This window comes from Arcicella sp. GW822-FHT02H01 (genome assembly GCF_058802005.1).
This window is the reverse complement of record NZ_JBXANT010000001.1, coordinates 880442-898044: the sequence shown is the minus strand read 5'-3', so window position 1 is coordinate 898044 and position 17603 is coordinate 880442. Positions and strand designations below refer to the sequence as shown.

Genomic DNA, 17603 nt, shown 5'->3' with positions numbered 1-17603 from the left:
ATTTGAGGATTTGAAAATTTGAAATCAACCTTGTATAATTTTTTCTATAGTGATTGATTTTGGGATGCGTCAACTCAAATTGATTTGAATTGACGCATTTTCAAGTTTTCAAATGATATTAATGTGCAATTTCTACTTGAATATCTTTGTAAACAACATCCTTGTTTTCTAAAACCTCTGCCACACTGATATTGCGTGAAGCAAGTGCTTTTTTGAAATCTTGAGGCATTACTTTTAAAAACTGTGGTAGAGTAGTAGCCCAATTGTCAAGAATCGTTTTGGCAGTATCCGAATCTGTATATTGTAAATGTTGTTCTACATACATTTTCAAGATATTTTCATCTTCAACTGTCAATTCTTCAATGGCTACCATTTCTGGGTTTAATTTAGGAGCAAAATCTCCTTTTTTGTCCCAGATATAAGCTACTCCACCAGACATACCCGCACCGAAGTTTCTACCAGTTTCGCCTAAGATAACTACCAAACCGCCCGTCATGTATTCACAACCGTGGTCGCCAATACCTTCTACAACAACTTTAGCACCTGAATTTCTTACACAGAAACGTTCACCAGCCATACCTCTTAAATATGCCTCGCCAGATGTTGCACCATAGAATGATACGTTACCAACTACGGCATTTTCAGATGGGTTGAATGTTGCTTTTTTACTAGGATATACAATTAGTTTAGCTCCACAAAGTCCTTTTCCGATATAATCGTTAGAGTCTCCTTCTAATTCAAATGTGATACCATTTACAGAGAACGCACCAAATGATTGGCCAGCAGTTCCATTGAATTTCACATGGATAGTGTCGCTAGGTAAACCTTTTGCACCGTATTTTTTCGTGATTTCGTTTGAAAGCATTGTTCCAATCGTACGATTCACGTTAATCACACTTATTTCACCTGTTGATTTTTCACCATTCTCAAGTGCTGGCTTAGCTATTTCTAATAATTGCCAGTCAATTTGGTCTTGTAAACCATGGTCTTGATCTTCTTGTTTGTATAATGCTACATCCAATGACATTGGTTGTTTGTACAAGATTGGTGATAAATCTAAATGTTTAAGTTTCCAGTTGCTTAAAGCTTCTTTCATTTCTAATCTATCAGCCTGACCAACCATTTCGTTAACCGTTCTGAAACCTAATTCAGCCATGATTTCACGGAATTCAGTTGCCAAGAATGTAAATAGATTTACTACGTGGTCTGGGTGTCCAGTATATAGTGCTCTTAAACGTGGGTCTTGCGTTGCTACACCTACTGGGCAAGTATTCACATGACATTTACGCATCATGATACAACCTGCTGTCACTAGGGCTGCTGTTGCCACACCGAATTCTTCAGCACCTAATAAAGCCGCTACTGCTAAATCTTTACCAGTTCTGATTTGTCCATCCGTTTGAACAGTAACACGTCCACGCAATTTGTTTCTTACCAATGTTTGGTGTGCCTCTGCTAAACCAAGTTCCCAAGGTAAACCAGCATGACGGATTGATGAAAGTGGAGATGCTCCAGTTCCTCCATCGTGTCCAGCAATCAAAATATGGTCAGCATGTGCTTTTGCCACACCCGCTGCAATCGTTCCTACACCTGCTTCAGATACTAGTTTTACTGAAATTCTAGCCGCACGGTTGGCATTTTTCAAATCGAAAATTAATTGTGCTAAATCTTCGATAGAGTAAATGTCGTGGTGAGGAGGAGGAGAAATCAAACCAACCCCTGGAGTAGAGTGACGCGTCTTACCAATCCAATCATCTACTTTATGACCAGGTAACTGTCCACCTTCACCAGGCTTAGCACCCTGAGCCATTTTGATTTGTAGTTCAGTAGCATTCGTTAAATAATGCGCCGTTACACCGAAACGTCCAGAAGCTACTTGCTTGATAGCAGAGTTCATAGAATCTCCGTTTTCAAGAGGGTTAAAGCGGATTGGGTCTTCACCACCTTCACCCGAGTTAGATTTACCTCCGATACGGTTCATCGCAATGGCCAAAGTAGTATGGGCTTCATACGAGATTGAACCGAATGACATCGCACCTGTAGCAAAACGTTTGAAAATACTTTCAATCGGTTCTACTTCGCTAATATCGATTGATTTACCTTTCTTGAATTTAAGCAAACCACGGAGAGTCATTGCTTTTTCAGATTGGTCATCAATTAATTTAGAATATTTTTTATACTGAGTATAGCTATTAGTCTTCGTTGATTGTTGTAAAAGGTGAATGGTATCAGGGTTGAACAAGTGGGCTTCACCACGTTGTTTCCATTGATAAATACCTCCAACTTCCAATTTAGGATTAGCCACTGGTAACTCAGGGTAACCGTTTTTGTGTTTGATTAAAGCTTCTTTAGCAATACCCTCTAAATCGATACCACCGATTCTTGAGATAGCACCTGCGAAATAAGTATCAACTACTTCTTTCCCTAAACCAACGATTTCGAAAATCTGAGCACCTTGGTATGATTGAAGTGTTGAAATACCCATTTTAGAGAATATCTTCAATAATTCACCATTAACAGCCTTGATATAATTAGCCTGTAGTTTTTCATAAGGGTAATCTACTTGTAGAATACCTTTTTCCTTCATACCATTGATTGTCTCAAATGCCATGTAAGGGTTTACTGCCGAAGCACCAAAGCCAATCAGCGTAGCGAAATGATGTGTTTCCCAAACATCACCAGCTTCTACAATCAAACCTGTTTGGGCTCTCTTGCCTTTTCTGATTAAGTGATGATGTACAGCACCTACCGCCAATAATGATGGAATAGGAGCATGTGAAGAATCAACACCACGGTCAGTTAATAAAATGATAGCATATCCATCATCAACGGCATCTTCCGCATATTGACAAATTCTGTCTAACGCTCTTTTTAATTGACCTTTTTCTCCCGTAGCACGGAAAGTAGTATGGATAGATTTCGTTTGGAAGTTTTTGTGGTCTATCCAACGAATTTTTTCAATCTCACCATTTGTTAAAACTGGCTGACGAATTTCAATCTGACGGCAATGCTCAGGAGATTCTTTCAACAAGTTTTTCAAACCACCGATGTCAGATAAAAGCGACATTACTGTACGCTCACGAATTGAGTCAATTGGTGGGTTAGTTACCTGAGCAAACAATTGCTTAAAGTAATAAGATAAATGTTGAGCTTGGTCTGAAAGGATAGCCAATGGCGTATCTACACCCATTGAGCCTAACGCTTCTTTACCCGTTTCAACCATTTGTGAAAGAATTACTCTTAAGTCTTCAGTAGTGAAACCGAATACTTGTTGACGCAATAATAATTCACGTTCAAATGGCGTACGGTATTCAGCACCTGCGGCTGGTAAATCTTCTACTTTGATTTTATTCGTTTTCAACCACTCTCCGTAAGGATTCTGTTGACAGATTTTTTCTTTTAATTCATCGTCAGGAATAATACGACCAGCTTCCATGTCTACAACAAACATTTTACCTGGTTGTAAACGACCTTTTGAGACAATTTTAGCAGGGTCGATATCCAATACACCCGCTTCAGAAGCCATGATTACGAAATCGTCATCAGTAACCCAATAACGAGATGGACGTAACCCATTTCTATCTAATGTAGCCCCAATCATTTTTCCATCCGTGAATGAAATTGAAGCAGGACCATCCCAAGGCTCCATCATGGCTGCGTGATACTCATAGAAATCTTTCTTGTATTGCTCCATTTGCTCGTTGCCGTCCCAAGCTTCAGGAATCAACATCATCATCACGTGTGGAAGCGAACGGCCACTCATATACAATAATTCGATAGCATTATCCAAAATGGCAGAGTCAGATTGTCCTAATTGACAAACTGGTAAAATCATGTCCATTTCTTCCTTAGTGAAGTGCTCTGATTCAAACAATGCTGATTGAGCCTGCATCCAAGCGGCATTACCTTTTACAGTATTAATCTCACCATTGTGACCGATAAAACGGAATGGCTGAGCAAGTTTCCATTCAGGGAAGGTATTTGTTGAGAAACGTGAGTGAACAATTGCCAAAGCAGAAGTAAATTCTTCACGTTTTAAATCATCAAAATATCCTGGCACCTGCATTGTCGTTAACATACCTTTGTAAATGATAGTATGAGCAGACAAAGAAGCAAAGTAAAATTTATTATCTAAACCTTTAACTGTTTCGTTGATGATACGAGCCGTGTACTGACGGAAAACATACAATTTCCTTTCAAACTCCATTTCATCCGTAATGGTAGCTGGACGTTTGATGAATAATTGCTCCATTTGTGGTTCTGTATTTCCAGATTCCGCACCTAGAATTTCAGAATTGTCACATGGAACTACACGATAACCCAAAATTTCTAAGCCTAAGCGTTTGGCCTTTCGGGTAATGATTTCCTTACATTCTTCACGAATTGTCTTGTCTTTTGGAAAGAAGGTCATACCTACTCCGTATTCACGGGCAGCAGGTAAATCAATACCTAAATTTGTACATTCTTCCAAAAAGAATTCATGAGGAATCTGTAATAAAATTCCTGCACCGTCACCTGAGTTAGGGTCACAGCCGCATGCACCACGGTGGTCCATTCGAATGAGCATCTGGATTGCATCCGTAACTACCTTATGAGACTTGCGTCCTTTCATGTTTGCTACGAAGCCGATTCCACAAGCATCATGCTCGAATTCTTTACGGTACAAACCTTTATTGTCGAAATTAGTCATGGTAATGGGTCTGTTTTAAATTTACTAACAGAGAACTTGAGATTATGTTAGTGGCAATTGTTTTGCTATAATATTGAAAAATTGTCAGTGAAATAGAGTATAATTTGTAAATAGTAAAATTGAAGTAAGATATAATATTTACTAAAACTTTATGGAAAATGAAGAATGTATTGTTATCTGTTTCGCTATTACAAAGATATACAAGAAATTCTTTGGAAAAAATAGCATTTTGCCGAATAATCATCTGAATGATACAATTTCAAGAATTCGTAAAATTTAATCTTAGTTAGATGCAATTTTTTAAAGGTATTCCTTAAAACATTGTTTTTTGAATATGATTATTATTTTCATAAAAATAAGGCTTTTTTAATCTTAAATTTTATGTTTTTACAATTTTGAATCATTTATACGTTAAAATTTAATTGAAAATATATCAAAATTTCATTTTTGTTTAATTTATAAGTTTTTTGTAAAAAAAATTACTTTTTTGTTCATTAATCCCTTAAAAAGCTTCAAAAACTAAAAATGTTTAATCTTGTATCGGAATATTTTATCCTAATTGCTTGGCTATTAGCCTATTAATTCTATAGTGTTAAAATGATATACAAATTTTTAAAACGATATAAAGATATTTAAATTTTAGCCTATTTACGAAGCGTCTTTTTTGTTTGTTCAGGCTTTTAATAATAAAAAGCTGTATTATGTATATATTTAACGTAGCTATAATTCGTTTAGAAGTCATTAACAAAACATATTACAATAATATAACTGAATTTAACAAAAATTGAAGGAATTAAGAACAACCTTTAACACTTAAATATTGTCAGTAATATTATAGAATACTTTGTTAATCAATGATTTTGTAAACCTCCTGTTTAAAATAATATGAAAAAAACTATACTCTTACTTATAATCATTTTCTTCTCGTTTTTCAAAGTGCAAGCCACCCATATCGTTGGGGGTGAAATAGAACTGCAAGTCGTCAAAAATCAGCCTAATGTATCACATAGTCTAAGTCTTAATTTGTATTTTGATGACATTAATGGTAGTACAGGAGCGAGAGATGCAACTATCAACTTAGCTGTTTTTAGGAAAAAAGATAACCTATATTTAGGCTATGCAGTTTTACCAATCATCAGCGATAGTTTAATTAGCTATTCTAATCCAGCTTGTTTACAGAATAACTCTGTAAGAACCCGCTTAATACGCTATAGCACATTGATATATTTGAGCCCTGATAATTTTGATGATGCAGGAGGCTATTACTTTGCATGGGAACGTTGTTGTAGAAATAATATCATTACTAACATTCAAAATCCAGAAGCTGCTGGTTCGGTATTTTATTTGGCTTTCCCTGCTCAGAAGCAAAATGGAAATGCATTCACTAACTCATCTCCAAAATTTGGCAAACTTACTGGTGATTATATTTGTAGAGGACGCCCCTTTGTTTTTGAATTTGGCGCTACTGATGCAGATGCAGACAGCCTAGTTTATTCTTTAGTGACGCCCTATAATGGCTATTCAACCACACTGGCTCCTAAGCCAGACTTACCAACAGGAAGTAGCAATTATCCGCTTGTGCGCTGGCAAACAGGTTTTGGTGTTAATAACATGATACCTGGGCCTCAGCCGCTAAAGGTAAATGCCAGAACGGGACAACTGACTGTAACGACGGATTTATTAGGCTTATATGTGTTTTGTGTGCTAACAGAAGAATATAGAAATGGCAAAAAGATAGGAGAGGTGCGAAGGGACTTTCAGTTGAAAGTGATAGACTGTCCGACAAATAATCCTCCTCAAAGCTTTTTAAGAGAGAAAGGGAAAGGTGTTTTTACGGATGTTACTCAAACCATAACAATGAAGGCTGGAGACAAGAAATGCCTAGATTTTTTGGTGACTGATTTAGACCCGAATCAAACATTAAACTTAAAGATTCAGCCAACTAATTTTACGGGGGCATTTACGTTATCCCCAACATCCATTCGTACCAATACTTATAAAGATACACTAAGGGCTGAATTATGTTTTGATGAATGTACGGCTAGCTTTGATGGCAAGCCATTACTCTTTGATTTAATTGCCTCAGATGATGGTTGTCCGCAACCTTTGATAAGTACTTTAAAAATAAAGGTAATTATTGAACCAGCCTTGAACAATAAACCAACCATTTCTACAGATTTATTAAATAGAAAAGGCGAAACTGTCATTAATAATCTCCTGAAATTTAATTTATTCGGGCAAGATATTGATAATGATAATATCATCATTACGGCCAAAGGAAGAGGGTTTAATCTTGCTGATGTGGGAATGAATTTTGGTTCTGTTACGGGACTAGGAACGGTTAGTTCTCCTTTTACTTGGACGCCGCCCTGTACTGCCGTCAGAGCTAATGATTATATCATAGATTTTTATGTTATCGATACACGATGTGGTAGAAATTTAAAAGATAGTATCTCCGTTAATTTAAAGGCTTTACCAATTGATAGTCGACCACCCAACGTTGTGACTTCTTTAGCCAAAAACGAGATTGAAATTATATTAGATGGAACCGATGTTCAGCCTATTAATTTTGATGTTACTTCGCAAGACCCCGATGCTGACCCTATAAAATTGTATGCTGTAGGCAAAGGCTTTGATTTATCGAAAATAGGAGCGGTATGGACAGATAAAAATGGTGTAGCAAAAATAATTAACCCCTTTGCATGGAAAATAGACTGTAGTTTATTGAATGGAAACGATCAGGCAAGTTATGTGATTAATTTTATTACAGAAGATAATTCCTGTAGCCCCAATAGATTTGATACAGTATCGGTGAATGTAGTATTGAAAAGTAAAATTGTTGATTACCAGACTTTTAAGCCAGTAAATGTCTTTACGCCCAACGGAGATGGAAAGAATGAATACTTTACCCTGACAGACTTACCTGAGAATAATTGTTTTGAAAAATTTGAATACATCCAAATTTTTAATCGTTGGGGGTCGATGATTTATGAATCTAAAGAGAGGGATTTCAAATGGTCTGGTGGAGAGCACGCTTCTTCAGAATATTATTACTTATTGAAATTCACTAAACGAGAGTTCAAAGGATGGGTCAATCTTATTCGGTAATTAAAGCCTGATATTAATATCACGTATTTTATGGGTTTCACCTTCTACGGCTAAATAGGTGTTCATAAATACCTCACGAGCTTCTGCTAGATGAGTATCCAATTCTTTGTATCGTGAAGAATAATGACCGATAATAAGCTTGCCTACGTGTGCTTTTTTGGCAATCAAGGCAGCTTGTTTAGTCGTAGAATGATTGGTTTGAATAGCCCTTGGCAACAATTCATCCAAAAAAGTAGCTTCATGATACAACAAATCGACATTCTTAATGATGTCGATAACGGCTTCGTTATAAAGCGTATCAGAGCAAAAGGCATAGCTACCACTTTTTAAAGAAGGGATAGTATAGTCTTCATTTTTATATTTAATACTGCCATCATCATTCAAAATATCTTCACCATCTTTCAATCTTTTTATTTGCTCAAAAGATAAATCTGTGGGTCTAGTATTCTTGATAATTTTTCTTTTTTTTCTTCTTTCTTGAAACAAAAAACCACAGCAAGGCACCCGATGGATTAATGGAATAGTAGTGATTTTTACGTGTTCGTTTGTGAAAAGTAAGTACGATTTTTCTGTTTGTGTTTCGGTAAAATGTATTTTGAAATTTAAGCGAGTATCAGAATACTTTAATTGGATGGTAATGATTTCTGCTAAACCTTTCGGCGCAAAAATCCATAAATCTTCTATTCTACGATGCATATTTAACGTAGATAAAAGTCCGATTAATCCAAAGAAATGGTCACCGTGGAGGTGGGTAATAAAAATATACTTGAGTTTTGTAGTCCTGATTTTATAATGAAGTAATTGGTTTTGAGTGCCTTCTCCACAGTCAATCAAATAACCATCCTGCTCAATCTGTAAGTGATGAGCCGTTGGGTTTCTCGTTAAAACGGGTGTGGCAGAGCCTGTGCCTAAAATGGTTAGTTGAAAACTCAAATTATTTGCGGATTGTGTAAATATTGAAATCAATATTAGTTTAATAATTCAACATATTGATTTATGTGCAAGAGGTCATTCCTACAAATGACCTCTTGTATATGATATTAATAATCATCGTCTGAACCGCCTTCACTGTATTCACCGTGATCGTATTCATCATCTTCATCTGATTGAAAATCATTTTCCAATTCATTCAAATATACCGCATCTATTGCTTCCTGAACCGTAGGCATTACGGTTAATTCTTCAATTTTAGCGGCATCTAACTGATCAATTATTTCATCATTTTTTGTCACGATAATTAATAAGCCTAATTCGTTCAGGCAGATTTTATTGGCTTTACGAATAACAGAAATACCATGACCGTCTAGCTCAATAATTTGATTAAATTCAATAATGATATTACCATAGCCTTCTCTGAAAAGCTGGCGAACGATTTTCTCTAAATCAGTATAATTTTCCTGCGTTAAAGCAGTTTCTTTAAGTTCGATTAGAGCATACTGCTCATTTTTTTCTACCTTAAATTCCATAAATTGTTGTAATTTCTTGTTTTACTTCCTACAAAGACTTTAAATAATTGTTCACATTTTCCTCAACTCTAACCAAAACATCTTCAGAGTCATCTTTAATGAATTTTTTGCCAGTTACTTGTTCAAAAAGCTCAATGTAACGTTCTGAAACCTGATTTACCCATTCGTCCGTCATTTCAGGAATAACTTGACCATCTTTGCCTTGAAAACCATTGGCAATTAACCATTCACGCACAAATTCTTTAGAAAGTTGCTTTTGTGCTTCATTATTATTTTGGCGTTCTTGGTAACCTTCGGCATAAAAATAGCGAGAAGAATCTGGTGTGTGAATCTCATCAATTAAAGTGATTTGACCATCCTTTTTCCCAAATTCATATTTAGTATCCACTAAAATTAATTTTTGTTCGGCTGCCATTGCTGTTCCTTTTGCAAAAAGAGCAAGCGTATATTTTTCAAGCTGGCTATATTCTTCTTCAGACACTAAGCCTTGGGCTAAAATTTCCTCTCTTGAAATATCCTCATCGTGCCCTTCATGCGCTTTTGTAGTAGGCGTAATAATTGGCGTAGGCAATTTGTCGTTTTCCTTCAAGCCTTCTGGCAAAGTTACACCGCATAAAGTACGCAAGCCTGATTTATAAGTACGCCATGCATGACCAGCTAAATAGCCCCTTACGACCATTTCAACAGGGTAAGTTTCACACTTCAAGCCCACACTTACGTTAGGGTCAGGACTTGCCACTAGCCAATTTGGTACTACATCTCTGGTTGCATTCAAAAAGTGTTCTGCAATCTGATTAAGTACTTGTCCTTTAAATGGAATCGCTTTAGGTAAAACTACATCAAAAGCTGAGATACGGTCTGAGGCAACCATTACCAACAAGTTTTCAAAAGAATATACATCACGTACTTTTCCTTTGTAGAAACCTGTTTGGTTCGGAAAATTAAAATTAGTGTTTTTAATTACTTTCATTATGTTGTTTTGCGTGTTTAATCACGCTTATTTAAAGTCTGTGTCGTTAAATAATTTTTACAAAATTATCACAAACTTTTAGAGATTACATCCTTTCAATCACAATTGATGAAGCCCCTCCGCCACCATTACAGATACCCGCGGCTCCGTATCGTGCATTTTTTTGTTTCAAAATCCAAATCAATGTAGTTACTATTCTGGCACCCGATGCTCCTAGCGGATGTCCTAACGATACAGCACCACCATTAATGTTTACTTTTTTGTGTGGAATATCCAATATTTTTTCGAATGCCAAAGGTACAACTGAAAAAGCTTCATTTACTTCAAAATAGTCAATTTCTTCTTTAATTAAATTCGCCATTTTGATAGCCTTTGGCAGTGCCACAGTTGGCGTAGTAGTAAAGAATTCAGGTTCTTGTTCTGCATCAGCCATTCCGATAATTTTTGCAATCGGTAATAAGCCCAGTTTGTCAGCTTTCTTTTTCGACATTAATACCAATGCCGATGCACCATCACTTAAATTTGAAGAACTCGCAGCAGTTACAGTACCTCTTTTTTCAAAAATAGGTTTTAAATCAGGTATTTTCTCAAATTTAACCTTTTTGTATTCTTCGTCTTCTGTAATAAAAATACTGCCTTGTTTTGTTTTTACTTCTACAGGAATGATTTCGTCTTTGAATAAGCCATTTTGTGTAGCTTCGGCAGAGCGTTTGTATGAGTCAATACTGTATCCATCCTGAGCTTCACGGCTAATGCCATATTTACGGGCAGTTCTATCTGCAAAAAATCCCATCGCACAGTTTTCATAAGCATCAGTCAGACCATCTTTCTCCAGACCATCTACCAATGCTGATGAACCATATTTATAGCCAAATCTTGCATTGGGAACATAAAAAGGTGCATTTGACATACTTTCCATTCCACCAGCCACTACAATATCAGCTTGACCGAGCATAATACTTTGTGCTGCCAACATGATAGACTTTGTTCCTGAAGCACAAACTTTGTTAATAGTAGTACATCTAGCCTGTGGTGATAAGCCCGCACCCAAAGCCGCTTGACGAGCAGGCGCTTGGCCAATATTAGCAGAAACTACATTCCCCATTAATACTTCCTCCACGCTTTCGGGTTTAATGTTTGCTTTTTCAACAGCAGCCTTAATTGCGATACTTCCAAGTTGAGTAGCCGAGAGACTCGATAATACTCCTCCAAAACTTCCAATCGGTGTTCTCACAGCCGACATAATATAAACTTCTTGCGTATTCATAAAATTGGTTCTTACCAGTTTTGTTTTGTTATTAATTTATTAGGGTTCTTAGTATTTACTTGACGTTGCTGAATGTATTGGATTTCGCTACTTTTCATAGCATCCAATATTGTTTTAGCTTTATCAACAGTTAAGCCATAATTTTTTAATGTTTTCAGTAGTTCTTGTTGACTTTCATTTTTGGCGACTTCAACATTTTCCTGAGTAGGAGGTTTAGGAGGTGTTTTTTGGGTACTTGGTGGTGGAGGCTTAGATGTTGACTCTTGTTTTGGCTTAAATCTTCTTTTCAATAATTCATAATTAAACCTTGCGATATTATTTTCGGGCATCATCACTAAAGCTTTTTTGAAAAGAGTCAGCGCTTTGGCAGTGTCTTGCTGATTACAAAATATCAAACCCAATTGTACTAACGTAGTGGAAGTAAGTTTGGCTTCTTTTAACCCACTTAATCGAGCATATATTTGACGAGCAGCCAGCGTGTCTTTAGCTTCAAAAAGAGCGTGTGCATAATTTAAAGATACTTCGGGAGGTGTAAATATGGATTGTTTAGATAAAATAAGATATTGGTTTGCCGCTTCACGATAATCCTTTTTTCTAAATGCAATCATTGCTTCGACTTTTGCTCTATTTCTTGTATTTACTTTCGAGAATGAGCCATTGTCAAGTATCCAAAGAAAAATATATAAAACAAATTGATTTAACAAGGTTGATTGATTTTAATAATTTTATGTGATAATAATAGATTAAACTTAATTAATAGCATAAAGTTTAATCGGCATTAGTTTTTTAAAAAAGGGTATTACAACAAAATTATAATTGAAATGTCCTAACAGTAAAGAAAACGTCAATTCCTAGCAAAAATAATGCAATGATTAGAAAATAAAAATATTTATTTACAACAACATTAATTTGCTGATTATTTGAAAAAGTACTTTTTATTTGGCTGATTTCGGTAATTAACGCTGTCAAACTATTAGATATACTGCTTATTTCTAAGTATTTACCTTTGGCTTCATTGGTGATTTTTTTCAAGGAAGTATTGTCTAATTTTGTAATAACGATATTTCCATCATTATCTTTTTTGAAAGAATTTCCTTCTTTTATCGTAGTTCCTTTGGTAGTGCCGATACCAACGCAAAAGAAATTGATACCATTTTGTTTAATTTGCGCAACAATGTTTCTGTCATATTCATCCGAAAACTCGCCATCACTCATCAACACGATTGTCTTTGATTTATTCTTTGATTTTGATTTTTGTAATCGATTATAAGCCATTTCAAGGGCTGGATTAATCAACGAACCTCCACCTAACAATAAACTAGTATTGATTTTGGGCACAAACAGGCTTATTGCATTTTTATCAAAGGTAAGAGGTGATAGTAAAAATGGTTCTTCTGAAAAAACAATAATACCAATTCTGTCATAAGGAAATTGGTTAATTACCCTGTTTATTTCAAATTTTGCTTTTTCAACCCTACTAGGCTGTATATCAGTTGCGTCCATTGATTTGGAGACATCTACAAGGAAAAATATTTCTCTGTTTTCTGCTTTTACGGCTTCATTCAACTCTCCAAACGAAGGATTAAGCAACGCAAGTATCATTAAACCGAAGTAGGCTGATCTTAAAAAAAACTTCAAAATACTTGAACGTGCCGTAGTTTTGAGTCGCCTTGCTATCCAAAAGACACGCCCTAAATAAATTAAGTACAATATAAAAAATATAGCGATAAACCAATATTCAGTTTTGCCTAGCCCTGAGTTTACATTCATTTTATGAGGAAGTAAAAAGATAATTGTCGTTTACCTCACTAGTAATTTTCTGATTAAAATTACAAATAAACCGAAAATACTGTACCAAGCAAAAAAAGGTAAAATCATTTTGGTTAATCCTAAACAAAGCAAAGTACAAATTATTAATAATTGAAAACCTAGCCCTAGCAAAGAAAGTAGACTCATAAACCATTTTGGAAATTTCTTTACAGAAAGAGCAGGTTTGTCTAGTATAAAAACCAGTGCATCAAAAACTAAATACAAACACAGGAATGCAATATGTAAAATATTTGCTATCTGCTGATTTTCATAATGATAGCTAACAGGTTTTCTAAATTCAAGGATACGACTGGTTTCATCGTTGTTCAAGCGTCTCCTCAAAATTACATAATAATAGTTATAAATCGAACATTGAAATTCAATGCCAAAGAAAGCCATCATGAATATTACCTTCGAAGAACTTTCAATCGTAAGAATACTAAATAGAATAAGTAGATTAATGATAAAATCAAAAATGGAATCAAGATACCTTCCAATAATGGATGGATGTTTGGTAATTCTAGCAATTTCACCGTCGACAGCATCCAGAATATTTTTGAGCATCAAGAAAATAGCCGCCAAAATATAATGATTTGTCTGGATACAATAAACACAAATGATACCAGCCAATAAGAAAACAAAAGTGACTTGAATGGCATTTACTTTTAAATTCGATAAATGATATGCTAAAAACGTAGCAATGGGGCGTCCGTAGTCTGAGAAGTCAATAAATTTATCGTCAATCGAAAGCTTAGGCATAATTTATGGGAAAGTACTTATAAAACAATATAGGTAAAATACGCTATTGAATCAATAACTAATTTTTAAACTATTTGTTATAAAAAGTACTAATGTTACATTATCAGAGCCTCCATTAATACAAATGAAGGCTCTAATAATGAAAGCTTTGCTTTATAGTTTTTCGTAATATGCTAAAGTATTAGCAACATCACTCCATTCTTTAATCTTTTCTTTTTTTAAGTACTCCTCTATCTGAGCAGGTTTATCATTCAGAATAGCCAAAATAGCTTTTTTGTCTTTTTTGGCTTTAGCCATCGTCCCATCTGCTTTCAAGATATAATAATTAGTATTATGTAAGAATTTCTTGGTTTTAGTAGCGGAATTATAAGGCTTTTCTTCATACATTACTGCATTTTTATAACACAGCAATTTAACTTTACCATCATACAATACTTCATAAAAAGTGGTATTTGTTTGGCTGTCAACAGCGGGAAAACCTCTTCTGAAAGTAGCATTGAAAATAGTAAACTCATCAAAAGCATTAGTCACTACAAAAGTTTGGTCATCTCTTAAAAACTCAAGTGCACCCGTAGCAGTATTTAACCTTAGTGCGTTATAGCTAACAATAGCACCATTTTTCAGTTTTATACTACCGGCGGCCCATTCTTCGGGAAAATAAGGATTTCCTTCTATTTCAACAGAATTGTTCGATAGCACAGGTTTGCCATTAACATCTTGTAGAAAATTGCCAGAAGCATTTAAACCTTGGGCATTTGTCGAGAGTACTTTACAGAGAATGAGTATTATAAAAAGTGTTTTTTTCATTGTGTTGTGGAATTTTCAATTGAATAATTAAACTTAACGAAATTATCAATTTGATACAAATATTTAAAAATCAGATTTGAACAATACTTACAACGATAGGTGGATGCTATTATTAGAAATAAGCTCCTAATTTTTGTACCTTTGCAAAACCAAACGATATAGACTTTTGGAAAACAGTAAACAGTTTTAGAAGATGAAAGAAACGGATAGAAGAACAAATGAACGAAATCCAAAAGATACAAAAAAAACAGAACGACATTTTGAGGTAAGTGAATCAGGAGAATTGTTGACTTTTTTGTTGGACAAGATGCCACATAAAAGTCGCCATAATATAAAATCTTTTTTAAAAGACAAGCAAGTGTTGGTTGACAATAAAGCCATCACACAATATAATTACGTACTGAAAGTAGGGCAAATTGTTAATATTAAAAGCTCTAAAGCACCAGAAATACAAAAGTATAAAGGTCTTACGATTATTTATGAAGACCAATATTTAATCATTATTGAGAAACAAGAAGGGTTCCTGTCAATTGCTACTGAAAAGCAAAAGCTTTATAATGCCTATAGTACACTGAGTGACCATGTAAAAAAACAAGACCCTGCGAATAGAATCTTTGTAGTACATCGCCTAGACCGCGAAACGTCGGGTTTGATGATGTTTGCTAAAAGCGAAAGAGTACAGAAACTTTTACAAGAATCTTGGAATGAAACTATTCAACAGCGTACCTATTTGGCTGTTACCGAGGGCGTTATAGAATACCCATTAGGGACTATTCGTTCGTATTTAGTAGAAAGCAAGGCGTTGACTGTTTATTCTACTTCAAATCCAGATATAGGAAAAGAAGCTATTACGCATTATGATACCCTAAATACTAGTGAATTTAATACGCTAGTAAAAGTGAATTTAGAAACAGGTAGAAAGAATCAAATCAGGGTGCATATGAAAGATATTGGACATCCGATAATAGGAGATGAAAAGTATGGTGCTAAGACCGACCCAATCGGTCGTTTGGGACTACATGCTTGGGTATTATCATTTGTACATCCGATTACCGATGAAGAAATGTATTTTGAGACTGAAGTTCCTAAGAAATTTTTGAGTTTGTTTTAGCCTTTGTATGCTATGGAATAATTGAACATACGAGCGTGACACTCTTTTCTATTTTGAGTATTTAGAGGGGAATTATTTATTTTAGAAAATAAGTAATTCCCCTCTTTTTTTGTTACCAGTATTACATTATGTTTGTGTAAAGCTAATACATGATTACGTACTACAGATATAACACCTAACAACCAAGTCTTAGCTTTCTGATTTTCAATCTGCTGTATATATTATCAAATAGTTAAACCTCATAAAAATGAAAATTTCGACAATCACTACCGCTCTTTTCGGCTGTCTAACTTTGTTGACTGCTTGTAACAACAGTAAGAATACATCAAATACTGTTTTTGATAAGTTTGCTCCCAGTACCAAGGAATACAAAAATGAACTAGCATCAATAGTCAAATCAAATCCCGAGGAACTCCATTACACTTTTAATAAATTCATCGAAAAAGATGGTAAAGAATATCTTGATATTCAAATAAAAGGTGAAGCTTTTGAAGCAACAGGACTTGTATTAGTAAATAGCTGGAATAAGCTTGAAGAAATAAAAAGTACGAATGGACTAGGATATGCAGGAGCAGAATTAAAAGGACTTGAATTAGCTGTTATCCCAAGTCCGTTTGGTGCGGATTTAGTTTATAAAGACTTGGAGGAAATAGTTGATTAGTTCAGAGTACAAAACAATACATCAAATAATTAAACAGCACAATTGACTATAAATAAAATTCCTAAATTTTTAAAATAGTTTTATGAAGTATCTACTCCCAATTATAGTTTTTCTTTTTTTAGTGGTGGCTTGCACCTCTACTACTAAAGACAATAGTAAAGTTAAAACAGATACGCTGGCTTCTATTAGCAACGAAATTGAGCTTCCCCAAGAAAAGGTAGATACTATTATTGATTTAAAAGATACAACCTTTCATTTTTCGACTTATAGTGTTACTGTAGAAGCGATTGATAGTGTAGAAATTCCTACTTTGTATAGTGATGCAGCTATCCGTAAGAATATTTTGAATAACTATGATAATTCCTATGAGGCATTTAAAGGGGTAGAACAGTATCTTGAAAAAACACAGTCAATGTATTTCAAGAGAAATGGGAAAATGCTGACGCTATCTTTAGTAAATGGGAAAACAAAAGAATTAAAAGATATTTCAAAAGATAGTGACGATGATATTCTGTATACGTATGAGCATTTTTTTTCTAATATTAATACCTATTTAATTAGGGGTCAATTTTTTGAAGGCAACTGTTATGTGGTTATAAATAGAAATACTGGGGAAGAAAAATATACAATAGGCGAAATTTATGCAGAACCTCAAAATCGAAAATTTATTGCTATCAATGAAGATATGGAAGCAGGCTATTCAAGTAATGGTTTACAAATGTTTGAAATAAAGAATGAAAAGTTTATAAAGAAATTCACTATTGAAGGAGGAAGTTGGGGACCAATAGCGCTCAAATGGATTAATAATTCAACTGTTATTATGAAGGCTCATATAAGGACAGATGAAGAGGATTATAGTTACCTCACTAAGTTCTATAAACTGACGTTTCAATAAGTTTCTTCTAATACTGGTCGTAGGTTCTCCTCAATGTTGTCAACTTAATGGTGTGTGTAA

13 protein-coding genes are annotated in these 17603 nt (G+C 34.8%); 4 read left to right on the top strand and 9 right to left on the bottom strand.

Features of this window, described 5'->3' with window-relative positions; genetic code table 11:
* Positions 1-118 precede the first annotated feature (118 nt).
* Entirely contained in the window at positions 119-4690 is a 4572-nt protein-coding gene (gltB, locus tag AC1RNE_RS03835) for a glutamate synthase large subunit (protein ID WP_492799710.1), read from the bottom strand.
* Between the two features lie 885 nt (positions 4691-5575).
* Between gltB and AC1RNE_RS03830 the strand changes: the two genes are divergently transcribed.
* Positions 5576-7798, top strand: a complete 2223-nt coding sequence (locus AC1RNE_RS03830; protein ID WP_492799709.1) for a T9SS type B sorting domain-containing protein — start codon at positions 5576-5578, stop codon at positions 7796-7798.
* Here AC1RNE_RS03830 and AC1RNE_RS03825 read toward each other — a convergent pair whose 3' ends face one another.
* The 8 genes from AC1RNE_RS03825 to AC1RNE_RS03790 all read right to left on the bottom strand — a co-directional run bounded on the left by AC1RNE_RS03825 (position 7799) and on the right by AC1RNE_RS03790 (position 14876).
* Positions 7799-8731 (bottom strand): ribonuclease Z, encoded by a 933-nt coding sequence (locus tag AC1RNE_RS03825; protein ID WP_492799708.1) that lies wholly within the window; start codon positions 8729-8731, stop codon positions 7799-7801.
* Positions 8732-8838: 107 nt separating this feature from the next.
* On the bottom strand, positions 8839-9264 hold the full coding sequence (locus AC1RNE_RS03820; protein WP_492799707.1) for an STAS domain-containing protein: 426 nt from the start codon (positions 9262-9264) through the stop codon (positions 8839-8841).
* Positions 9265-9292: 28 nt separating this feature from the next.
* Positions 9293-10234, bottom strand: a complete 942-nt coding sequence (locus AC1RNE_RS03815; protein WP_492799706.1) for a phosphoribosylaminoimidazolesuccinocarboxamide synthase — start codon at positions 10232-10234, stop codon at positions 9293-9295.
* A gap of 85 nt (positions 10235-10319) precedes the next feature.
* The gene (locus AC1RNE_RS03810; RefSeq protein ID WP_492799705.1) at positions 10320-11501 is read right to left on the bottom strand and encodes an acetyl-CoA C-acyltransferase; all 1182 of its coding nucleotides are present in this window, start codon (positions 11499-11501) and stop codon (positions 10320-10322) included.
* Between the two features lie 11 nt (positions 11502-11512).
* Positions 11513-12109 (bottom strand): hypothetical protein, encoded by a 597-nt coding sequence (locus AC1RNE_RS03805; RefSeq protein ID WP_492799704.1) that lies wholly within the window; start codon positions 12107-12109, stop codon positions 11513-11515.
* Positions 12110-12311: 202 nt separating this feature from the next.
* Positions 12312-13271, bottom strand: coding sequence for a vWA domain-containing protein (locus tag AC1RNE_RS03800; protein WP_492799703.1), 960 nt, complete (start codon positions 13269-13271; stop codon positions 12312-12314).
* Between the two features lie 30 nt (positions 13272-13301).
* Complete coding sequence (locus tag AC1RNE_RS03795; protein ID WP_492799702.1) at positions 13302-14069, bottom strand: CDP-alcohol phosphatidyltransferase family protein; 768 nt, start codon at positions 14067-14069, stop codon at positions 13302-13304.
* A gap of 153 nt (positions 14070-14222) precedes the next feature.
* Positions 14223-14876 carry a hypothetical protein gene (locus AC1RNE_RS03790; RefSeq protein WP_492799701.1) on the bottom strand — a complete coding sequence of 218 codons (654 nt, stop codon included), beginning with the start codon at positions 14874-14876 and terminating at the stop codon, positions 14223-14225.
* Positions 14877-15069: 193 nt separating this feature from the next.
* Between AC1RNE_RS03790 and AC1RNE_RS03785 the strand changes: the two genes are divergently transcribed.
* The 3 genes from AC1RNE_RS03785 to AC1RNE_RS03775 all read left to right on the top strand — a co-directional run bounded on the left by AC1RNE_RS03785 (position 15070) and on the right by AC1RNE_RS03775 (position 17543).
* A complete protein-coding gene (locus AC1RNE_RS03785; RefSeq protein ID WP_492799700.1) occupies positions 15070-15987 on the top strand; it encodes an RluA family pseudouridine synthase in 918 nt (305 codons plus the stop codon).
* 247 nt (positions 15988-16234) lie between these two features.
* Positions 16235-16648, top strand: coding sequence for a hypothetical protein (locus AC1RNE_RS03780; RefSeq protein WP_492799699.1), 414 nt, complete (start codon positions 16235-16237; stop codon positions 16646-16648).
* Between the two features lie 82 nt (positions 16649-16730).
* Complete coding sequence (locus AC1RNE_RS03775; protein WP_492799698.1) at positions 16731-17543, top strand: hypothetical protein; 813 nt, start codon at positions 16731-16733, stop codon at positions 17541-17543.
* Positions 17544-17603: the final 60 nt, after the last annotated feature.

What these genes read in the sequence shown, in the direction of transcription:
- AC1RNE_RS03810 (WP_492799705.1), bottom strand. Translation starts at nt 11,501, where the DNA reads ATGAATACGCAAGAAGTTTATATTATGTCGGCTGTGAGAACACCGATT.
- AC1RNE_RS03805 (WP_492799704.1), bottom strand. Translation starts at nt 12,109, where the DNA reads ATGATTGCATTTAGAAAAAAGGATTATCGTGAAGCGGCAAACCAATAT.
- AC1RNE_RS03820 (WP_492799707.1), bottom strand. Translation starts at nt 9,264, where the DNA reads ATGGAATTTAAGGTAGAAAAAAATGAGCAGTATGCTCTAATCGAACTT.
- AC1RNE_RS03775 (WP_492799698.1), top strand. Translation starts at nt 16,731, where the DNA reads ATGAAGTATCTACTCCCAATTATAGTTTTTCTTTTTTTAGTGGTGGCT.
- AC1RNE_RS03830 (WP_492799709.1), top strand. Translation starts at nt 5,576, where the DNA reads ATGAAAAAAACTATACTCTTACTTATAATCATTTTCTTCTCGTTTTTC.
- AC1RNE_RS03795 (WP_492799702.1), bottom strand. Translation starts at nt 14,069, where the DNA reads ATGCCTAAGCTTTCGATTGACGATAAATTTATTGACTTCTCAGACTAC.
- AC1RNE_RS03785 (WP_492799700.1), top strand. Translation starts at nt 15,070, where the DNA reads ATGAAAGAAACGGATAGAAGAACAAATGAACGAAATCCAAAAGATACA.
- AC1RNE_RS03815 (WP_492799706.1), bottom strand. Translation starts at nt 10,234, where the DNA reads ATGAAAGTAATTAAAAACACTAATTTTAATTTTCCGAACCAAACAGGT.
- AC1RNE_RS03780 (WP_492799699.1), top strand. Translation starts at nt 16,235, where the DNA reads ATGAAAATTTCGACAATCACTACCGCTCTTTTCGGCTGTCTAACTTTG.
- gltB (WP_492799710.1), bottom strand. Translation starts at nt 4,690, where the DNA reads ATGACTAATTTCGACAATAAAGGTTTGTACCGTAAAGAATTCGAGCAT.
- AC1RNE_RS03790 (WP_492799701.1), bottom strand. Translation starts at nt 14,876, where the DNA reads ATGAAAAAAACACTTTTTATAATACTCATTCTCTGTAAAGTACTCTCG.
- AC1RNE_RS03800 (WP_492799703.1), bottom strand. Translation starts at nt 13,271, where the DNA reads ATGAATGTAAACTCAGGGCTAGGCAAAACTGAATATTGGTTTATCGCT.